We start from the raw sequence: 19,128 nt of genomic DNA, 5'->3' as shown, positions 1-19,128 counted from the left end.
CACGCGTTCGTCCTGGAAGGCCGCGCCGACTCCAAGTGGCCGGCCGACCTGTATCTGGAAGGCTCCGACCAGCATCGCGGCTGGTTCCAGTCCTCGCTGCTGGAAAGCTCGGCGACTCGCGGCCGTGCGCCCTATGACGCGGTTCTCACCCACGGCTTCATCCTCGACGAGAAGGGGGAGAAGATGTCCAAGTCCAGCGGCAACACCACCGACCCGCAGTCGGTGATCAAGGACTCGGGCGCCGAGATCCTGCGCCTGTGGGCCAGCATGATCGACTACTCGGAGGACTCGCGGATCGGCAAAACGATCCTGCAGACCACCACCGACGCCTACCGCAAGCTGCGCAACACCGTGCGTTACCTGCTGGGCGCGCTGGACGGCTTCTCCGACGCCGAGCGGGTCGAGCTTGGCGACATGCCGCCGCTGGAACGCTTCGTGCTGCATCGCCTGCACGCGCTCGACGGCCAGGTGCGCGCAGCCTACGAGACGTATCTTTTCCAGGACGCCATCCGGCCAATCACCGAGTTCTGCCAGAACGAGCTGTCGGCGCTGTTCTTCGACATCCGCCGCGACGCCCTCTACTGCGACCAGCCCAGCTCGCTACGCAGGCGGGCGGCGCGCACGGTCATGGACCTGGTGTTCGAACGCCTGACCATCTGGCTGGCCCCGCTGATCCCCTTCACCATGGAGGAGGCGTGGACGACACGCTTCCCCGACGCGGACTCCAACTGCCTGCGGGTGTTTCCCGAGACGCCGTCCGCCTGGCGCGACGAGGCCGAAGCCGCCCGCTGGGACGCCGCCCTCGCTGTACGCCGGGTGGTCACCGGCGCCCTCGAGGTCGCCCGGCGCGAGAAGCTGATCGGCTCCAACCTGGACGCCGCGGTCGACGTCTTCGTCACCGATGCAGCCTTCGCCTGGCCGTTCGGCGAAGCCCTGCCGCTGGAGGACGTGATGATCACCAGCGCCGCCAGCCTGACCGTCGGGCAGGGTGGACCGGCGGAAGCCTTCCGCCTCGCCGAGACGCCCGGCGTCGCGGTGGCCGTGCGCCGCGCTGAAGGCGCCAAGTGCGCTCGGTCGTGGAAGATCTCGACCGAGGTCGGAGCCGACCCGCGCTATCCGGAGCTGACGCCTCGCGACGCCGCCGCGGTGGCGGAATGGGACGCACGCCACGCCGGCGGAGCTGAAGCTTGAGCGAACCTGGCTTGAATGCGCCGGTGAGCCGTTACGGCTGGCAGGCCTATATTCTGGCGACCGCCGTCCTGGCGCTGGACCAGGCGGTGAAGCACTGGGTGCTGAACGGCTTGAACCTCGGCGCGCTGGGCGCGGTGCAGGTCGCGGGCCCCCTGCATCTGACGCTGGTCTGGAACCGGGGCGTCAGCTTCGGCCTGTTCCACGCCGATCGCGAGTTGATGCGCTGGGCGCTGGCCGCGTTCTCGCTGATCGTTGCGGTCGTGCTGGTGGTGTGGGCCAGACGGTCCGAACGCTCGATCGTCGGCGCGGGCCTGGGGCTGATCATCGGCGGGGCGATCGGCAACGCCGTCGACCGCGTCCGCTTCGGCGCGGTGGTCGACTTCATCGATGTCAGCCGGCTGTATTTCCCCTGGGTGTTCAATGTCGCCGACGCGGCGATCACCGTCGGCGTAGGCTTGCTGCTGCTCGACAGCGTGCGCAAAGAGCGCACCGCGCCCTAAGGCGTGGCGTGCGGCGGGCGATTGCGCTATTTGCTCGTGATTAACGGCCAGGGGGCCAAGCGGAGCTTCAAGTACATGAGCGTCAACCGACTGTGCGTCGCGCTCGCCCTGGTCGCGGCGACCGGGCTCGCCGGCTGCGGAACCACCAAGCGCGCGCTGGGCATGACCAAGGTCACGCCCGACGAATTCCGCGTGGTGACCAAGGCCCCCCTCGTCGTGCCGCCGGACTATTCGCTGCGCCCGCCGGCGCCTGGCGAGCCGCGCCCGCAGGAACTGCGCCCGGAAAGCGCCGCTCGCACCGCCCTGCTGGGCGCGCGCGAGGCCGAGAGCCGCTCCGACGGCGAGAAGATGCTGGTCGCCAAGGCCGGCGCCGAGAAGGCCGACCCGCTGATCCGCTACGTGGTCGACGACGAGTTCGGCGACCTGGCGCACAAGGACAAGAGCTTCGCCGACAAGGTGATGTTCTGGCGTTCGGACAAGAGCGCGCCAGCACCGGCCGGCGTCGGCGACGACGCGGCGTCTCCCGTGGACGCCGCGGCCGAGGAAGAGCGCATCAAGAAGATCACCGGCGGCAAGCCCGTGGTCATCCAGCGCGAACAGGGCCCCCGCCTGAAGCTGCCGGGCCTCTAGGCGCCGACACGGCTTACAACTCGCCCGGCGTCCTGATCTCGAAACCCTGGCCACGCAGGCGGTCGAGCACGCCGCCCTGGCTGAGCAGCGGGCGCAGCTGCACCACCGCGATCGCGTGCCCAGGCGTGCGCAGCGCGCGCGCGATGGCGGCGACCTGATCGGCCTTGGTGCGCGCGTCGAAGGCCGCGGCTCCCGGCGCGCCGGCCAGGCACTGCTCGTAGCTGCGCTCGGCGGCCAGCGCCCCGCGCACGTCGCCGACGGCCCATGCGCGGGCCGCCTCGCGCACGCCCGCCGGCCCGGATTCGGCCTCCACCAGCGCCTGGTCGAAGCACACCCGGCCCGCAGCCGCCGGCGTACGCGCCACCGCGCTCAGCAGCGGACCGAGGTCGTAGGTCTTCTGCTCGACCGGGACCTTGGCCTGCTGGGCCAGCAGGCGGATCAGCTTGGTCGGGTCGGTGTCAGTGAGCCTGGCCTGTTCGCGGTAGTCGCCGATCAGCCGCAGGCCGGCGGCGAGCGCATTGCGGGTGCCATAGCGATCGGCCGGCTGACCCAGCCTCCCCCGCACCGCGGCGAAACGCGCGCGGGTCGGCGCATCCAGCGTGTCCTCGAACGGGGTGCGGGACTTCAGCCGCGCATAGCTGACCAACGCCAGCGGCGCGCCGATCAGCTTAACCCGCAACGGGCGGAACGGCAGGATCACCACGTTTGCGCCCTGCAGCCGCCGGTCGAACACGCCCCGATCCCACTGCATCTGCCGGGGCGCGAGCGATGGCACGCCGAGGACATAGACGGTGGTGTCGGCGTCTGAGACGCGCCACCACGCCGGCCCCGGCAAGCGCCCGGTGACCACCAGCTCCTCGACCAACACCGCGTCCGGATCGGACGCCGCCCCTTGCGTCGACGTGAGCGGAGCCTGTGCGGCCGCGCCCAGGCCGAGGCTCAACGCGACGCCAGCGGCGATCAGCGAGAGAGGATGCGGCGCCGGCTTGCGCGTCATATGTCCAACCCTGCCCCCACGGCCATGGAATCGGCTAATGATGGGGCTCTCTTCCAGGCCAGACCATGACCATCCGCCGCCTTCCGCCGCACGCCGTCAACCGCATCGCCGCCGGCGAGGTGGTCGAACGCCCGGCAAGCGTGGTCAAGGAGCTGGTGGAGAACGCGCTCGACGCCGGCGCGACCCAGATCGAGGTGCAGATCGACGCCGGCGGCCTGGCGCGCATCCTCGTCGGCGACGACGGCTCCGGCATCGGGCCGGAGGAACTGCCGCTGGCGATCGAGCGTCACGCGACGTCGAAGCTCACTCCTGACGACGCCGGCGACATCGACCTGCTGCGCATTTCCACGCTCGGGTTCCGCGGCGAGGCCCTGCCCTCTATCGGCTCTGTGGCCAGGCTGTCGATCGCCAGCCGCGCCCGGGGTCGCGCCGAGGCGCACGCCATCCAGGTCGACGCCGGAGAAGCCCAGGCCGTGGCCCCCGCCGCCTTCCCCGGTCCCCACGGCGCCCGGGTCGAGGTCCGCGACCTGTTCTACGCCACGCCCGCGCGGCTGAAGTTCATGAAGTCCGAGCGCGCCGAAGCGACCGCGATCACCGAGGAGCTGAAACGCCAGGCGATGGCGCGGCCGACCGCGGCCTTCACGCTCGACATCGATGGCCGCCGTGCGCTGCGCCTGCCCGCCGAAGCCGCAGGCGATTCGGGGCGCCTCGCGCGGCTGTCGGCGGTGATGGGCCGGGAGTTCTCCGACAACGCCATCGCCCTGGACCATGAGCGCGAGGGCGTGCGGCTCACCGGGTTCGCCGGCCTGCCCACCTATAACCGCGGCAACGCCGCCCACCAGCACCTGTTCGTCAATGGCCGGCCGGTTCGCGACCGTTTGCTGCAAGGGGCCCTGCGCGCCGCCTACGCCGATTTCCTGGCCCGCGACCGCCATCCCCTGGCCGCGCTCTATCTGGAGCTCGATCCGATGCTGGTGGACGTCAATGTCCATCCGGCCAAGACCGAGGTTCGGTTTCGTGATCCGGGTCTGGTGCGCGGGCTGATCATCGGCGGGCTGCGCCACGCGCTCGCCTCGGCCGGCCATCGCGCTTCGACCACGACGGCGCAGGCCGCGCTGGGCGGCTTCCGGCCGGAATATCGCCCGCCCGCCCCAGCGCAGGGCTTCTCCGCCTGGCGGATGGGCGGCTGGGGCCAGGCGCTGGCGGCCGCCCTCCCCGGCCTGGACGGGGTCTCGGCGCGCGCTGAACCACAGCCGGACTTCATCGCCTCCAGTCTCGATCAACCCGGCCTCAGCGAGCCAGGCGCGCCGGCGGTGGTCTACGATCCGGTCGACTTCCCGCTCGGCGCCGCGCGCGCGCAGGTGCACGAGACCTACATCGTCGCCCAGACCCGCGACGGCGTGGTGATCGTCGACCAGCACGCCGCCCACGAGCGCCTGGTCTATGAGCGGATGAAGGCCGAGATGGCGCAGTCCGGAGGCGTGGCTCGCCAGGTGCTGCTGCTGCCCGAGGTCGTCGAACTCGACCCCGCCGAGGCCGAGCGCTTGACCGCACGCGCCGACGAGCTGGCGGCGTTGGGCCTGGTGATCGAGAGCTTTGGCCCGGGCGCCGTGCTGGTGCGCGAGACGCCGGCGCTACTGGGCGAGACCGATGCGGCCGGACTGGTCCGCGACATCGCCGACGACCTCGCGGAGAACGGACAGGCCCTGGCCCTCAAGGAGCGGCTTGAGGACGTCTGCTCGACCATGGCCTGCCACGGCTCGGTGCGCGCCGGGCGCAGGTTGACGGCGGCCGAGATGAACGCCCTGCTTCGCCAGATGGAGGTCACTCCCCACTCCGGCCAATGCAACCACGGGCGCCCCACCTACGTGGAGCTCAAGCTCGCTGACATCGAGCGCCTGTTTGGTCGGCGCTAGGGAGCGTACCTGAGGAAGTGCACCCGCGCCGCGCCGTAGTCGCGGGTGTCGAGCGGCTCGAAACCATCGACAGCGAAGGCCGCTTCGCCCACGCCGCGCTCGAACGCCACGACCGCCCCCGGCGCCAGCCAATTTCCCGCCGCCAGCCGCGCCAGCGACTGTTCGCCCAGGCCCTTGGCGTAGGGCGGGTCGAGGAAGGCCAGTTCGAACGCCGGACCATCGCCACCCGGTCGTTGGCCCAGGTCGGTGGCGTCGCGGCGATGCACCCGCGTGCGGCCGAACAGGGAGAAGGCGTCGACGGTCTCGCGGATCGCGCCGCGCGCCGCTTCATCGGTCTCGACGAACAGGCAGAACGCCGCGCCGCGCGACAGGGCCTCGAAGCCCAGCGCGCCGGATCCTGCAAACAGGTCGATGACCCGCAGGTCGCGCACCCCCGGCGACCACGGCGCGTGCTCGAGGATGTTGAACACGGCCTGTCGCGCGCGGTCCGACGTTGGGCGGGTCGCCAGGCCTGGCGGCGCCGTCAGATTGCGACCCTTGAACTCCCCGGAGGCGATGCGCATGCGGCTGTTTGGCTTGAACGCCGGCCTTACGTCCAGCGCTGCGGCGGAGCGAGCGCATGCAAGGCCTCTAGCCGCACACGCAGGTCTTCCATGAACGCCGCGCGTTCGCCGCCCCAATGCAGGGGCTCGCCCACCAGGACGGTGCAGTTCATCGGCACTGGAAGATGCGCGCCCTTTGGCAGCACCCGCCCCGCGCCCTGCAGCCAGATCGGCACGATCGGCGCCAGCGGGAAGGCCGCCGCCAGCCGCGCCACGCCGTTCTTCAGCCGCGCCATCGCCTCGCCGTCGCCGCGGGTGCCTTCTGGGAAGATCAGCAGGATGTCGCCCGCCGCCAGCGCCTCGCGCGCCGGGGCCAGGATGTCCTCGCCGGCCGCCACCTTGTCGCGCGCCACCGGAACCACATTGAGGACGTTGCGTGAGAACCAGGCCAACGGGCCGCCTTGAGGAAATAGTCCGCCGCCGCCGCGGGTCGCACCCGGTCCAGCGCCTTGGACGGGTAGATGGTCAGCAGCAGCAGGGTGTCGACGTGGCTGGCATGGTTGGCGACGACGATCGCCGGACCTTTGAGCGGGAGCCGTTCGCGTCCGACGATATCTGCCCCGGTGAAGATCCGCGCCAGCGGCCGGGCGACCAGCACGATCGCGATCCGTCTCAGCCAGCGCATCAGAAATGGTCCAGGGCGAATTAGGCGAGGATATGGAAGTAAAGCGGCGCAGTGAACAGCAGGCTGTCCACCCGGTCGAGGATGCCGCCGTGGCCCGGGATCAGGCCGCTGGTGTCCTTGACGCCCAGGTCGCGCTTGATGGCGCTCATGGTGACGTCGCCGGCGAAGCCCGCCACAGGCAGGCTGATCGCCAGGATCGCCAAGCCGACGCCGGACAGAGGCGTGAACACGGGGCCGGCGAACCACAGCAGCGCCGCGGTGGTCGCCCAGCCGCCCAGGAAGCCCTCCCAGGTCTTGTTGGGGCTGACCGTGGGCATGATCTTGCGCTTACCCAGCGCCTTGCCCCAGCAGTACTGGAAGACATCGTTGGCCTCGGTGGCGACCAGCAGCAGGAACACCAGCCCGGCCGGTCCTGCCGGGGCTCCGTCACTGAGCGGCGTACGCATCAGGAAGGCCGCGAAACCCAGCGCATAGACGCAGGTGGCGATCGCCCAGTGGAACGTCGCCATGGTCGTCAGATAGGCCCGCGTCTGGCCGATGCAGGCCATCAGGAACGGCAGGAACATGAAGACGTAGACCGGCGTAAACACCAGGAAGAAGCCGTAGGTGTCGGCGACGATGAAACCGTAGCTGATCGGGATGGTCAGGTAGGCCACGAAGACGATGAGCCGGTCTTCGCGGCGGATGGGCGCCAGCGACAGGAATTCGCGCAGCGCGATGAATGAGATCACCACGAACAGCGCCACCACCGCGCCCCAGCCGGCCAGCAGGGCCGCGCTAAGCAGGGCGATCATCACCCACCACGAGGCGATGCGCTGGCGAAGGTTCGTGTAGTCCTTGGCGGGCCTGGCCTTCGACAGGCCCCAGGTGATCGCCACCGCGAGCGTCAGCGCGCCCAGCACCCCGCCCAGGCCCCATAGCAGGGCGGGCGGCTGGCCCGAGAAGAACCGCGCAATGACGTCCATGGCTTCCCCGACCCGGCTCAAGCCTGACCATGCCTTGACCGTGAGCCCACACGCAAGCGAGGCTCGCTCGCGGCTGGACCGCCAGGAGGCGCTTCCCCGTGACCCCGACCTTCGCCAAGCTGGCGCGCGCGACCCCGACCCATGTGGCCTTCGCCTTCCTGGCGATGGGCGGCTGGGCCCTGTTCGCCAACCGCGGCCACGGGCAGGCGGCGTGGATCGCCGCGCTGGGCCAGGGCGCGATGAGCGGCGTGATCACCCTGTTGCTCAAGCGGGCGCTGGAGGCGATGGTGGCCAGGCTTTCCGGCGTCGCCGCCTATCTGGCGCCGCCAGCGCTCAGCGCCAGCCTGATCCTGGTGCTGCTTTATGCGGCGCATCGGGCGATCGGCACGCCGCAGATCGCCGCCACCATCGCCGTTCCCTGGTCGGTGTCGACACTGTATGCGATCCTCTACACCGCGACGCTGGTGCGGGCGCGCAACGGGACCCCTGGATCATGAACGAGGCTGCGAGCGGCGATCGACGGCCTCTGAAGAGCCGGGCCGCCGGCTGGGCCCAGGCGCTGGCCGCTGCGGCGGCGCGGGGCGGGGCGAGCCCCGATCTGATCTCGGCCGCCAGCGTGGCGTTCGCCGGTCTGGGCGCGGCGCTGCTGATGCTCGCCGGGATCAACGAGGCGCCGCTGGCCCGCGGGCTGGCGCTGATCGGCGCCGCCGCCTGCATTCAGCTGCGCCTGCTGTGCAATCTGCTGGACGGAATGGTCGCGGTGGAGCACGGGCGCGGCGGCCCCTCTGGACCGATCTGGAACGAGATGCCGGACCGCATCGCCGACGCCTTGCTGCTGGTCGGCGCGGGCTATTGCGCCTACGGCTCGAAGCTGGACATGGGCGCGTGGCTGGGCTGGCTCGCCGCCTGCCTGGCGATCCTCACCGCCTATGTGCGCGAACTCGGCCGTGGCTTCGACTTTCCCGCCGACTTCTCCGGTCCCATGGCCAAGCCGCATCGGATGGCGGCGCTCACCATCACCTGCGTGATCTCGGTGTTCGAGCCGTTCTGGGGCCTGCATGGCCAGTGCATGCTGATCGGCCTGGCGGTGATCGCCGCGGGCTCGGCCTGGACGGTGGTGCGACGCACCCGCACGCTGGCGCGACGCCTCGCCGAACGCGCCGCCGGCTGAGCCGGATCAACGCTTGCCGGGACGCGGCCGGTCGGCGCTTGGCTTGCCGTTGCGGGGCCTGTCGGTGTGAGGCTTTTCGGAGCGTGGCTGATCCGACACGGGCTTGGCGGAGGCTGGTCGCCTCGAGACGGGCTTGCCCGGACGCTGGCCCTCGGGGCGAGGCGTCTCTCCGCGCGACGATTCGGTACGGGTCCGTTCCGCGTGAGGCCTCGACGCGGGCTTGCCGGAACGATCTTCGCCTGCAGCCGCGCCCGGCGCTGGGGTTCGCGACGCTCCCGGCTTGCCGGCACGGGGACGATCGGCGTGGGGTCTGGCGGACGGAGCCTTGTCAGGCCGATCGTCGCTGGAGCGCCCCTTGGCCGGCGCGCCCTTTGCGGCCGTCGAGCGGCCTGGCGCCGTGCGGGCCGGGGCGGCGTTGTCCCAGGCGGATCGTTCGGGCGCGGGCTTCTTGGGTCGCGCGTCGGCCGAGCGCTTCTTCAGGGGCGTCGGTTTGGGCTTCTTGGGCTTGGCCCAACCAGGCTTGTAGGTCTGCTTCTCGCGGGGTTCGAGCGGCATGGACGAGCGGGTCTGCACGCCGGGCTCGCGCCGGCGGTCGCCGCGCGAGATCTGACCCTCGGCGGTGCGTGCGCCGTGCAGTTGCGGCTTCTCGCCCTTGGGCAGGGCCTCCGGCGCGATGTGCTCGACGAACTGTTCGCGCAGCACGCGGGGGCCGACCTCCTCGATGGCTCCGACCTCCAGCGTGCCTAGCGCCAGCGGGCCGTAGGACAGGCGGATCAGCCGGTTGACCTTCAGCCCCAGGGATTCCAGCACCCGGCGGACTTCGCGGTTCTTGCCTTCGGCGAGGGTCACCGTGATCCACAGGTTGGCGCCCTGCGGCCCTTCCTTGGCCTTGTCGAGCCGCGCGTCGATCGGGCCGTACCGGACGCCCTCGACGGTGACGCCGGCCTTCAGGCGGTCCAGCTTGTCTTGGGTGACCCGTCCATGGGCGCGGGCGCGGTAGCGGCGCACCACCCCGCTGGCCGGCAACTCCAGCGCGCGCGCCAGGCCGCCGTCGTTAGTCAGCAGCAACAGGCCCTCGGAATTCAGGTCGAGGCGGCCCACCGATATTAACCGGGGCAAACCGGGCGGCAGGGCGGCGAACACCGTCGGGCGGCCTTGCGGGTCGGAGTGGCTGGTCACCAGTCCGGCGGGCTTGTGGTAGCGGAACAGGCGTGCGGGCTCGGCCTCGTTCACCACCTCGCCGTCGACGGTGAGGATGTCGCCGGGCTCGAGCTTGACCGCGGGCGTCGTCAACACCTGGCCGTTCAGCGCCACGCGGCCCAGTTCGATCAGCCTCTCGACCTCGCGGCGCGATGCGACGCCGGCGCGGGCCAACGCCTTGGCGACCCTTTCGCCTGGCCGTGCGGCGTCGTCGGCTTGACCTGCGGAGGCGTCGCCGGTTGGGTGTTCATCGTGGATCATGATCTTCGCAACATGCGCATCGCCCTCGAAGCCGCGCAAGCCGCCGCCGCGCGCGGCGAGACGCCGGTGGGCGCCGTCGTGGTCGATTCCGTCACTGGCGAGGTGCTGGCGAGCGGCTCCAACGGCCCGATTGGCGCCCACGACCCGACGGCGCACGCCGAGATCGTGGCGATCCGCGCCGCGGCCGCGCGGCTGGGCAACTACCGCCTGACCGGCCTGACCCTGGTGGTGACCCTGGAGCCCTGCGCCATGTGCGCCGGCGCGATCAGCCACGCGCGCATCGGCCGCCTGGTGTTCGGGGCCGAGGACGCCAAGGGCGGCGCGGTGGTCCATGGCCCGCGGTTCTTCGACCAACCCACCTGCCATTGGCGACCGCAGATCGAGGGCGGGTTGCTGGCGACGGAGAGCGCCGCCCTGTTGCAGGGCTTCTTCCGCGCCCGCCGCAAGGTCGCCGGCGGCGGCGCCCGCACCTGAGACACGGCATGCGCGACAAATATGACGCCGGCATCACCTTTATCACGGCCAAGCTCTTGCAAAGCCGGCCTGCGGACATAGATGAGCACTGCCCAACCTGGGCGTTTCCTCCCTAATGACTGAGCCGCGCCCCTCGGGACGCGGCTCTTTTTTTGGCCTTCGCTCCTCCGCCTCAGGGCGTGAAGAGGAACAGCCGCACGGCCTGAACGAAATAGACCGCGCCGATTCCGGTGACGATGTAGCGGGTGTAGCGCTTGAAGTTCACGTCGCTCAGCCGCTCGAGGATCAGGCCGCCCACCGCGGTGCCGGCCATCGACACCGGAATGGCGATGGCGAAAACCCACAGCGGCGGTACGCCGTCGGCGTGGCGCGTCGCCAGCATCGGCCCGCCATAGACGATGATCTTGGCCATGTGGCTGAACACCTGCGTCGCCGCCTTGGTGGCGACGATGGCGTGGCGGGTCAGTTCAGTGCGGACGAAGAAGATGTCCAGCAGCGGCCCGGCGACGCCGGCGCTGAGGTTGAGCCCGGTGACGATCAGGCCTGAGGCGAAGGCCTGCGGCGGCCTGGCGGCGTCCAGCGATATCCAGCGCTGCGGCAGCCAGACGAGGATCGGGACCAGGCTCATCAACAGATACAGCAGCGGCTTCGACGGCACGAAGGCGATCAGCGACACCACCACAGCGGCAATGATCGAGGCCGCCGCGTACCAGCCGATAATGTCCCAGCGCACGTGACGGCGATGCAGGATTGCGCGCCAGCCGTTGGCGACCAACTGCAGCACGCCGTGGGTGACGAAGGCGGCCTGCACCGGCAGGACCAGGGCCAGGGCGCCCATCAGCACCATCCCGCCCGCCATGCCGAACACACCCGACAGGGTCGCGGTGACGAACGCGGTGATGATCAGGAACAGGCCGATCAACCCGCTCAAGGCAGCGGCCGCTCGGAAGCCTGCAGCAGGCGGCGGACATGATCCATGGCGTGGTTCCCCCTAGGTCCGACGTAGCGCCGCGCGAGCCGGTCGTCGAGCCCCGGGGCGCGCTCGCCTTGCACGTGAGCAGGGTGCGTGCGAGAAGAGTTCAAACAACTGTTTGAACGGAGGAAGCGCCATGGATTTCGACTTTACGCCGCGCCAGAAGGACCTGATCGCCCGCGTCTCGGCGTTCATGGACGATCACGTCTATCCCGCGGTCCCGACGTTCGACGCCCAAGTCGCTGAAGGCGAGCGCTGGAAGGTCATTCCGGTGCTGGAAGAGTTGAAGACCAAGGCCAAGGCCGCCGGCCTGTGGAACATGTTCATGCCGCCGTCCTCCGGCCATCCCCACGTGGACGACACCTTCGAGTTCGAAGGCCAGCAGCTCACCAACCTTGAATACGCGCCGATCGCCGAGATCATGGGCCGCGTCACCTTCGCCTCCGAGGTGTTCAACTGCTCGGCGCCCGACACCGGGAACATGGAGGTGTTCAACCGCTACGGCACGCTGGAGCAGAAGGAGCGCTGGCTGCGCCCGCTGATGAACGGCGACATCCGCTCCGCCTTCCTGATGACCGAGCCGGCGGTGGCCTCGTCCGACGCCACCAACATCGAGACGCGCATCGAGCGTGACGGCGACGACTATGTGATCAACGGCCGCAAGTGGTGGTCGTCCGGCGTCGGCGATCCGCGCTGCAAGGTCGCCATCGTCATGGGCAAGACCAACCCCAGCGCGGCCGGCCACCAGCAACAGAGCCAGGTGCTGGTGCCGCTCGACCATCCGGGCGTGAAGGTTATCCGCATGCTGCCGGTGTTCGGCTACGACGACGCGCCACATGGCCACGCTGAAGTGGTGCTGGAAAACGTGCGGGTGAACGTCGAAGAGAGCCTGCTGCTCGGCGAGGGCCGCGGCTTCGAGATCGCGCAGGGTCGCCTCGGCCCGGGCCGTATCCACCACTGCATGCGCACCATCGGCGCCGCTGAAGTGGCGCTGGAGCGCATGTGCCAGCGCCTGATGACCCGCAAGGCGTTCGGCAAGTACATCTCCGAGCAATCGGTGTGGGAAGAGCGCGTGGCCACGGCCCGCACCGACATCGAGATGACCCGCCTGCTGTGCTTCAAGGCGGCGGACATGATGGACAAGGCCGGCAACAAGTCGGCGCGTCTGGAGATCGCGATGATCAAGGTGCAGGCGCCCAACATGGCGCTGCGTATCCTCGACGACGCCATCCAGGCCCACGGGGCGATCGGTGTGGCCGAGGACTTCGGCCTGGCCCGCTCCTACGCCACCCAGCGGACCCTGCGTCTCGCCGACGGCCCGGACGAGGTGCACAACCGCACGATCGCGCGTCTGGAGTTCTCCAAGTACGGCGACCTCCAGTATAAAATCCGCGCAGACCAGGAGCAGCGCGAAATGGCCACCGCACGCTGACGATCAAGGCGGGCCGGGGCGCTAAGGCGCCTCGGCCCAGCCGTCCTCAGGCCGCGGCGCGCAGGCGCTCGAGCAATTGGGGATGGATGTCCTGCGAGGCGGCGCAGATCGAGCCGTTGGTCAGGCTCTCCAGCCCGCCGTCGGCGTCGGTGACCTTGCCGCCGGCTTCACTGACCAGCAGCAGCCCGGCCGCCAGGTCCCAGGGCTTCAGGTCCCGCTCCCAATATCCGTCGAAACGACCCGCGGCGACGAACGCCAGATCCAGGGCCGCCGCGCCGAAGCGCCGCACGCCGGCGACCTTCTGGCTGATCTGGTGCAATTCCTTGAGAAACTGCGCGTGGTGGCCATGGCCCATGAACGGGATACCGGTGGCCAGCACCGATTCCTCCAGCCGGTTGCGCGCCGAAACCCGCAGGCGCCGGTCGTTGACGAAGCACCCCTTGCCCTTCTCGGCCCAGTACAGCTCGTTGGCCGCCGGGTTGTAGGTCACCGCCGCCACCACGACGCCGTCGCGTTGCAGCGCGATGTTGATCGCGAAGTGCGGAATCGCGTGCAGGAAGTTGGTGGTGCCGTCCAGCGGGTCGACGATCCAGGTGTGGGTCTTGTCGGTCCCCTCGATCATCCCGCGCTCTTCGCCCAGGAAGCCGTAGCCGGGTCGCGCCTTGCTCAGCGCCTCGAACAGGGTCTGTTCGGCCTTCAGGTCGGCGGCGGAGACGAAATCGGCCGCGCCCTTCTTGGACACCTGCAGCTCGGCCACCTCGCCGAAGTCACGGTTCAACCCCCGCGCCGCCTTGCGCGCGGCGTCGGACATCACCTTCAGAAGCGCTGATTGTGTGGACACGCGTGGAAACTCCGCTCGCTCTTGAGCGCCTGGCAGCCCGCTTAGGAAGCCTCAGCGCACGGTGGGCGGATCAGTCCGCCCGCCGCAGATACTCTCCGGTCTCGGTCGAGACCAGCACCCGCTCGCCCGCGTCCATGTACGGCGGGATCAGCACACGCATGCCGTTGTCGGCTTTGGCGGGCTTGTAGGATGACGACGCGGTCTGACCCTTCACCGTGGGCTCGGCCTCGACGATGGTCAGCACCACATATTCCGGCAGCTCGATGCCGATCGCGCGGTCCTCGTGGAACTCCAGCGTCACCACCATGCCGTCCTGCAGGAACTGCGCGCGCTCCTCGCCGACGAAGTCCTTGTGCAGTTCGATCTGCTCGTAGTTGGACTGGTCCATGAACACCAGCATCTCGCCCTGCTCATAGAGGAAGGAGTGCTCCTTCTGCTCCAGAGTCACCCGCTCGACGGTGTCGGAAGAACGCCAGCGCTCGTTCAACTTGCGCCCGTCCAGCACGTTCTTCAGCTCCACCTGGGCGAAGGCGCCGCCCTTCCCGGGCTTCACGTGCGCGGTCTTCACCGCCACCCAGAGCGAACCGTCGTGCAGCAGGACGTTGCCGGGCTTGATAGTGTTGGCGGTGATCTTGGGCATTGCGGGCTTTCAGGCAAACGGGCGCGCCGTAGCGTAATTCGGCGGCGGAACCTAGAGGCGCCGGCCCGCCAAGGCAAGGCGTGCGGCGGTCGGCCTCATCGGGCGTGGCCACGCTCGGCGACGCCGAGGGCGATTTCGGCGTTCAGCGCGGCGACTGCAGCGGCAGGGCCGTCGCCGTACGACCACACCCCGGCCGACACCGCCAGGAAGTCCGCGCCGGCGGCGGCGAGCCCCCTGGCGTTCTCCACGGTGATCCCGCCGATCGCCACGCAAGGGGTCTGCATGACCTCCTGCCAGACACTCAGGATCTCTGGGTCGGCGCGGGTCTTGGCGTCCTTGGTGCTCGTGAGGAAGAAGGCGCCGAAAGCCACGTAGTCGGCTCCGGCTTCCGCCGCCTCCATCGCCAGGTGGCGGCTGTCGTGGCAGGTGACGCCGATCATTGCGTCCGGACCCATCAGCGTGCGGGCCTGGGCGTAGGGCGCATCCTCCTGGCCGACGTGCACCCCGTCGCATCCGAACTGGGCGGCCAGATCGGGGCGGTCGTTGAGGATCACCGCGACGCCCCGGGCGCGCGCGATCGGCGACAGCGCCTCGACCGCGGCGGCGACTGTAGCGTCGGGGACATCCTTCAGGCGGATCTGCAGGGCGGCCACGTCGCCTGCGTCGAGCGCCTGCGACAGGGCTTGGCCATAGGCCGCGAGGTCGTCGAGGCGTGGCGGGGTGATCAGGTAGAGGCGGCAGGGATTGGGCATGCAGCGCCCTTCTATCGTCCGGCGCGCCCGCGGCAAATCAGATCGTCACATGCAAACGAGTTGCAAAGGCGTTCGCAAATGGTAATCTACGTCCAACGACATGGGAGGCGGGGCGTCAGGTGTACGTCTGCAACTGCAACGGCATTCGTGAGCGCGAGATTCGCGCGGCCATCGCCAGCGGCGCGTCGCGCCCTGCAGAGATCTTCCGCGCCTGCGGCCAAACCCCCCAATGCGCCCGCTGCGTCTGCGACATGCGCAAGATGCTCAGCGAACAGGACGAAGCGCTGCGCTACGCGGCCGAATAGAATTCGCACCGCCTTGCAAGTGCGAGGCCTAATCACTTGCAAACATAAACTTTGACATGACGCGCCGCGGGCGAGACTTTGCGCGCATCACCGCGTACCTGAGGAGTTCCGCCATGCAAGGCGACAAGGCGATCATTCGGCAGTTGAACGCCGTGCTGACCAATGAACTGACGGCGGTTAATCAGTACTTCCTGCATGCGCGCATGTACGAGAACTGGGGCTTCAAGCGGCTGGGCGAGATTACTTACAAGGAATCGATCGGCGAGATGAAACACGCCGACAAGCTGATCAAGCGCATCCTGTTCCTGGAGGGCCTGCCGAACCTGCAGGACCTGCACAAGCTGCGGCTGGGCGAGACAGTGCCTGAGTCGCTGGCCGCCGACCTGGAGATCGAGCTGGGCGGTCGCAGCACGCTGGTCGAGGGCATTCGGTTGTGCGAGACCGCCGCCGACTACGTGTCGCGCCAGATCCTGCGGGAAATCCTCGCCGACACCGAGGAACACGTCGATTTCCTGGAGACCCAGTTGTCGCTGCTGCGCGCATTGGGCGAGGCCAACTACCTGCAGAGCGCGCTGGGCGAACTCGAAGGCGGCGGCGACGCGACGGGGTGAGGCCGCTCACCCGCTGACCCCGGCTTTCGCCGGGGTGAGCGGAGGTTCGGGCCGCTAAGCCTTGGCGTGTTCGGCCTGCGAGTTGTGCCCGAGCGCCGCCCGCTCCAACTCGCCGTTCCACTCGCCTACGCTGGCCAGAGAGTTCATCTTGGCGCGGTGGGCGAAGGCCTTCTGCGCGGCGGTGACGTTCTCGGTGCGGCCGGCCCAGGCCTTCTGGGGCGCCGCCTGCAGCGCGCGGCCATAGGAAAAGGTCATCTTCCACGGGAAGCCGCCGATGCGGTTCATGGCGTCCAGGTGGGCCGTCGCCTCTTCGTCGGACTGCCCTCCGGAAAGGTAGGCGATCCCCGGCACTGCGGATGGCACGGTCGCCTTCAGTGCGGAGATGGTGCGCTGGGCGACCTCCTCGACCGAGGCGCGCGCGCTGCACCCCTTGCCGCAGATCACCATGTTGGGCTTCAGCACGATGCCCTCAAGCGCCACGCGCTGTTCGGCCAGCTCGGCGAACACCGTCTGCAGCACCCAGCGGGTGACCTCGTCGCAACGCTGAATGTCGTGCGCGCCGTCCATCAGGATTTCCGGCTCGACGATCGGGACGATCTGCGCCTCCTGACAGATGGCGGCGTAGCGGGCCAGAGCGTGCGCATTGGCCTTCACCGCGCCCCAGGTGGGCAGGCCGTCGGCGATGTCGATCACCGCGCGCCACTTGGCGAAGCGCGCGCCCTGGGCGTAGTCCTTGGCCAGACGTTCGGCCAGGCCGTCCAGGCCCTCGGTCAGGGTCTCGCCCGGGAAGCCGGCCATCGGCTTGGCGCCCTTGTCGACCTTGATCCCCGGAATCGCGCCGGCCGCCTCGATCAGCTTGACCAGCGGCGTGCCGTCGGCGCCGATCTGATACAGCGTCTCCTCGAACAGGATGACGCCGGAGATGCAGCCGTTCATCGCCTCGCCGCAGCGAAACAGCAGCTCGCGATAGTCACGGCGATTCTGTTCCGTGTTCTCGACCCCGATGGCGAGGAAGCGCTTCTTGATCGTGCCGGAGCTTTCGTCCGCCGCCAGGATGCCTTTGCCAGGCGCCACCAGGCGCTCGGCGATCGTGTTCAGAGCCGCGAGATCCATCGGGTTCCTTCTACTCCCTATTGAGCAAGCGCGGCCACACCGGGCAGCGTCTTGCCTTCCATCCATTCAAGAAACGCGCCGCCCGCTGTCGAGACGAAGGTGAAGTCGTCCGTGCAGGCTGCTGCGTTTAGCGCCGCCACCGTATCACCGCCGCCGGCCACGGCCACCAGCTTGCCGGCCTTGGCCAGCGCGGCGGCGTGACGGGCGACGTCGACCGTCGCCACATCGAACGGCGGGACCTCGAACACCCCCAGGGGGCCATTCCAGATCACGGTCGCCGAGGCGTCCATCGCCGCCTTCAGCGCCGCAGCGGTGCGCGGGCCGGCGTCGAGGATCATGTCGTCGGGCTGGATCGCGTCCAGCGCCCGGACCTGGTGATCGATTCCCGGCTCGACCGCCTTGGCGGTGACCACGTCTACGGGCAGCAGCAGCTCGCAGCCCGCGGCCTTAGCGGTGGCCATGATCTCGCGCGCGGTCTCGGCCAGGTCGTGCTCGCAGAGCGAGGCGCCGACGTCGATCCCTTGCGCGGCCAGGAATGTGTTGGCCATGCCGCCGCCGATCGCCAGGCGGTCCAACTTGCCGACCAGGTTGTCCAGCAGGGCGAGCTTGCTCGACACCTTGGACCCGCCGACCACGCCCAGCACGGGCCGCTTGGGCGAACCGAGGGCGGCCTCCAGCGCGTCGAGCTCGCGCCGCATGCTCTCCCCCGCATAGGCCGGCAGCACGTGGGCCAGCCCCTCGGTAGAGGCGTGCGCGCGGTGCGCGGTCGAGAAGGCGTCGTTCACGTAGAGGTCGCCGTTCTGCGCCAGTTCAGCGATGAAGTCGGCGTCGTCGGCCTCTTCGCCCGGATGGAAGCGAACATTCTCCAGCAGGGTCACGCTCCCTGCGCCGGCCGCGGCGACCGCCTCGTGAGCGGCGGGGCCGATACAGTCGGTCCCGAAGCTGACCGTGATCCCCAGCAGCTTCGACAACGGCTCGACCAGCGGCTGCAGGCTCATGGACGGCACGCGCTTACCCTTCGGCCGATCGAAATGGGACAGCAGGATCACCGAAGCGTTCTTGGCGCGCAGCTTCTCGATCGTCGACAGGGCCGCACGCAGCCGCGTGTCGTCTGTGACTGCGCCGTCGGCCATGGGCACGTTGAAATCCACGCGCACCAGGGCTGCTTTCCCGTCCAGATCGCCGGGCAGATCGTCCAGGGTGCGGAACGACATCAGCCCTCCATCCCGCTCGTCGCGGCCAAAGCCGGGAACCAAGCTGAGTCTGAGCAAGATCGAACCGCCCCTTGGGTCCCGGCTTTCGTCGGGATGAGCGGAGAGGAAACCGGAAACATCGCGATCAGATCAGTTTCGCCATGGCCAGCGCGGTGTCGCTCATCCGCGTCGAGAACCCCCACTCGTTGTCGTACCAGGACAGCACGCGGCCGAGGCCGCCGTCGATCACCTGGGTCTGCGCCAGCGCCGCGGTGGACGAGGCCGCAATGTGATTGAAGTCGATCGACACCAGCGGCTCGTCGGTCACCGCCAGCACGCCCTTCAGCGGGCCGTCGGCCGCGGCGGCCTTCAGCGCGGCATTGATCTCGTCCTTGTCCAGCTTGCGGCCGGGCACCCAGGTCAGGTCGACCACCGAGACGTTGGGGGTCGGCACCCGGATCGAGGAGCCGTCCAGCTTGCCTTGCAGCTCGGGGATCACCAGGCCCAGCGCCTTGGCGGCGCCGGTCGAGGTGGGGATCATCGACATCGCCGCGGCGCGCCCGCGGTAGAGGTCCTTGTGCATCGTATCCAGCGTCGGCTGATCGCCGGTGTAGGAGTGGATGGTGGTCATGGAGCCGCGCTCGATGCCGGCCAGGTCGTGCAGCACCTTGGCGATCGGGGCCAGGCAGTTCGTGGTGCAGGACGCGTTGGAGACGATCAGGTCGGCGGCGGTCAG

General features: G+C 69.4%; 22 protein-coding genes and 1 pseudogene. 10 read left to right on the top strand and 13 right to left on the bottom strand.

Annotation, left to right across the window (positions count from 1 at the left end; translation table 11 throughout):
- From Q8M88_RS16320 to Q8M88_RS16310, 3 genes are all read left to right on the top strand, one after another.
- A partial coding sequence (locus tag Q8M88_RS16320; RefSeq protein WP_305598209.1) for a class I tRNA ligase family protein occupies positions 1 to 1,191 on the top strand: 1,191 nt, incomplete at its 5' end.
- Entirely contained in the window at positions 1,188 to 1,691 is a 504-nt protein-coding gene (lspA, locus tag Q8M88_RS16315) for a signal peptidase II (protein WP_305598208.1), read from the top strand. The genes Q8M88_RS16320 and lspA, both read left to right, overlap by 4 nt.
- Positions 1,692 to 1,766: 75 nt before the next feature.
- Entirely contained in the window at positions 1,767 to 2,321 is a 555-nt protein-coding gene (locus tag Q8M88_RS16310; RefSeq protein WP_305598207.1) for a DUF3035 domain-containing protein, read from the top strand.
- 13 nt (positions 2,322 to 2,334) lie between these two features.
- Here the strand turns inward: Q8M88_RS16310 and Q8M88_RS16305 are convergent, their stop codons facing one another.
- Positions 2,335 to 3,318 (bottom strand): TraB/GumN family protein, encoded by a 984-nt coding sequence (locus Q8M88_RS16305; RefSeq protein ID WP_305598206.1) that lies wholly within the window; start codon positions 3,316 to 3,318, stop codon positions 2,335 to 2,337.
- A 65-nt stretch (positions 3,319 to 3,383) separates the two neighbouring features.
- On the opposite strand from Q8M88_RS16305, the gene mutL reads away from it, so the two are divergent.
- A complete protein-coding gene (mutL, locus tag Q8M88_RS16300) occupies positions 3,384 to 5,234 on the top strand; it encodes a DNA mismatch repair endonuclease MutL (protein ID WP_305598205.1) in 1,851 nt (616 codons plus the stop codon).
- On the opposite strand, the gene rsmD is transcribed toward mutL, so the two are convergent.
- The 4 genes and pseudogenes from rsmD to Q8M88_RS16285 form a co-directional block, all read right to left on the bottom strand.
- On the bottom strand, positions 5,231 to 5,833 hold the full coding sequence (gene rsmD, locus Q8M88_RS16295) for a 16S rRNA (guanine(966)-N(2))-methyltransferase RsmD (protein WP_305598211.1): 603 nt from the start codon (positions 5,831 to 5,833) through the stop codon (positions 5,231 to 5,233). The genes mutL and rsmD overlap by 4 nt on opposite strands.
- Entirely contained in the window at positions 5,824 to 6,228 is a 405-nt protein-coding gene (locus tag Q8M88_RS16290) for a 1-acyl-sn-glycerol-3-phosphate acyltransferase (protein WP_305598204.1), read from the bottom strand. Before Q8M88_RS16290 ends, rsmD begins: the two co-directional genes overlap by 10 nt.
- Positions 6,229 to 6,245: 17 nt before the next feature.
- A pseudogene (locus Q8M88_RS17770) lies at positions 6,246 to 6,461 on the bottom strand (1-acyl-sn-glycerol-3-phosphate acyltransferase); the annotation flags it as partial.
- A gap of 20 nt (positions 6,462 to 6,481) precedes the next feature.
- The gene (locus Q8M88_RS16285) at positions 6,482 to 7,447 is read right to left on the bottom strand and encodes a phosphatidate cytidylyltransferase (protein WP_305598203.1); all 966 of its coding nucleotides are present in this window, start codon (positions 7,445 to 7,447) and stop codon (positions 6,482 to 6,484) included.
- A 77-nt stretch (positions 7,448 to 7,524) separates the two neighbouring features.
- Here Q8M88_RS16285 and Q8M88_RS16280 point away from each other — a divergent pair, with 77 nt between their 5' ends.
- Together Q8M88_RS16280 and Q8M88_RS16275 are read left to right on the top strand one after the other, a co-directional pair.
- On the top strand, positions 7,525 to 7,923 hold the full coding sequence (locus tag Q8M88_RS16280) for a hypothetical protein (RefSeq protein WP_305598202.1): 399 nt from the start codon (positions 7,525 to 7,527) through the stop codon (positions 7,921 to 7,923).
- Entirely contained in the window at positions 7,920 to 8,597 is a 678-nt protein-coding gene (locus tag Q8M88_RS16275; protein WP_305598201.1) for a CDP-alcohol phosphatidyltransferase family protein, read from the top strand. Before Q8M88_RS16280 ends, Q8M88_RS16275 begins: the two co-directional genes overlap by 4 nt.
- A 6-nt stretch (positions 8,598 to 8,603) precedes the next feature.
- Here Q8M88_RS16275 and Q8M88_RS16270 read toward each other — a convergent pair whose 3' ends face one another.
- Positions 8,604 to 10,058, bottom strand: coding sequence for a pseudouridine synthase (locus Q8M88_RS16270; protein WP_305598200.1), 1,455 nt, complete (start codon positions 10,056 to 10,058; stop codon positions 8,604 to 8,606).
- Between the two features lie 12 nt (positions 10,059 to 10,070).
- Between Q8M88_RS16270 and tadA the strand changes: the two genes are divergently transcribed.
- Positions 10,071 to 10,532, top strand: a complete 462-nt coding sequence (tadA, locus tag Q8M88_RS16265; RefSeq protein WP_305598210.1) for a tRNA adenosine(34) deaminase TadA — start codon at positions 10,071 to 10,073, stop codon at positions 10,530 to 10,532.
- A 172-nt stretch (positions 10,533 to 10,704) separates the two neighbouring features.
- On the opposite strand, the gene Q8M88_RS16260 is transcribed toward tadA, so the two are convergent.
- Complete coding sequence (locus Q8M88_RS16260; RefSeq protein WP_305598199.1) at positions 10,705 to 11,463, bottom strand: sulfite exporter TauE/SafE family protein; 759 nt, start codon at positions 11,461 to 11,463, stop codon at positions 10,705 to 10,707.
- Positions 11,464 to 11,641: 178 nt separating this feature from the next.
- On the opposite strand from Q8M88_RS16260, the gene Q8M88_RS16255 reads away from it, so the two are divergent.
- Positions 11,642 to 12,937 carry an acyl-CoA dehydrogenase family protein gene (locus tag Q8M88_RS16255; RefSeq protein ID WP_305598198.1) on the top strand — a complete coding sequence of 432 codons (1,296 nt, stop codon included), beginning with the start codon at positions 11,642 to 11,644 and terminating at the stop codon, positions 12,935 to 12,937.
- A gap of 46 nt (positions 12,938 to 12,983) precedes the next feature.
- On the opposite strand, the gene Q8M88_RS16250 is transcribed toward Q8M88_RS16255, so the two are convergent.
- From Q8M88_RS16250 to thiE, 3 genes are all read right to left on the bottom strand, one after another.
- A complete protein-coding gene (locus Q8M88_RS16250) occupies positions 12,984 to 13,778 on the bottom strand; it encodes an inositol monophosphatase family protein (RefSeq protein WP_305598197.1) in 795 nt (264 codons plus the stop codon).
- Positions 13,779 to 13,848: 70 nt separating this feature from the next.
- On the bottom strand, positions 13,849 to 14,418 hold the full coding sequence (efp, locus tag Q8M88_RS16245; protein ID WP_305598196.1) for an elongation factor P: 570 nt from the start codon (positions 14,416 to 14,418) through the stop codon (positions 13,849 to 13,851).
- 95 nt (positions 14,419 to 14,513) lie between these two features.
- A complete protein-coding gene (thiE, locus tag Q8M88_RS16240; RefSeq protein WP_305598195.1) occupies positions 14,514 to 15,170 on the bottom strand; it encodes a thiamine phosphate synthase in 657 nt (218 codons plus the stop codon).
- 119 nt (positions 15,171 to 15,289) lie between these two features.
- Here thiE and Q8M88_RS16235 point away from each other — a divergent pair, with 119 nt between their 5' ends.
- Complete coding sequence (locus tag Q8M88_RS16235; protein WP_305598194.1) at positions 15,290 to 15,475, top strand: bacterioferritin-associated ferredoxin; 186 nt, start codon at positions 15,290 to 15,292, stop codon at positions 15,473 to 15,475.
- Between the two features lie 113 nt (positions 15,476 to 15,588).
- Positions 15,589 to 16,086, top strand: coding sequence for a bacterioferritin (bfr, locus tag Q8M88_RS16230; RefSeq protein WP_305598193.1), 498 nt, complete (start codon positions 15,589 to 15,591; stop codon positions 16,084 to 16,086).
- Positions 16,087 to 16,140: 54 nt separating this feature from the next.
- Here bfr and Q8M88_RS16225 read toward each other — a convergent pair whose 3' ends face one another.
- The 3 genes from Q8M88_RS16225 to Q8M88_RS16215 form a co-directional block, all read right to left on the bottom strand.
- Entirely contained in the window at positions 16,141 to 17,199 is a 1,059-nt protein-coding gene (locus Q8M88_RS16225) for a class I fructose-bisphosphate aldolase (RefSeq protein ID WP_305598192.1), read from the bottom strand.
- 17 nt (positions 17,200 to 17,216) lie between these two features.
- Positions 17,217 to 18,413: a phosphoglycerate kinase gene (pgk, locus tag Q8M88_RS16220; protein WP_305598191.1), complete on the bottom strand. Its 1,197-nt coding sequence runs from the start codon at positions 18,411 to 18,413 to the stop codon at positions 17,217 to 17,219.
- Positions 18,414 to 18,537: 124 nt separating this feature from the next.
- The coding region (locus tag Q8M88_RS16215; RefSeq protein WP_371132744.1) for a type I glyceraldehyde-3-phosphate dehydrogenase at positions 18,538 to 19,128 on the bottom strand (591 nt) is incomplete at its 5' end.

It is taken from the genome of Phenylobacterium sp. (assembly GCF_030693805.1).
Taxonomy (GTDB): domain Bacteria; phylum Pseudomonadota; class Alphaproteobacteria; order Caulobacterales; family Caulobacteraceae; genus Phenylobacterium.
Note: the sequence above shows the minus strand (reverse complement) of the source record. Positions and strands in the feature narration are given on the sequence as shown.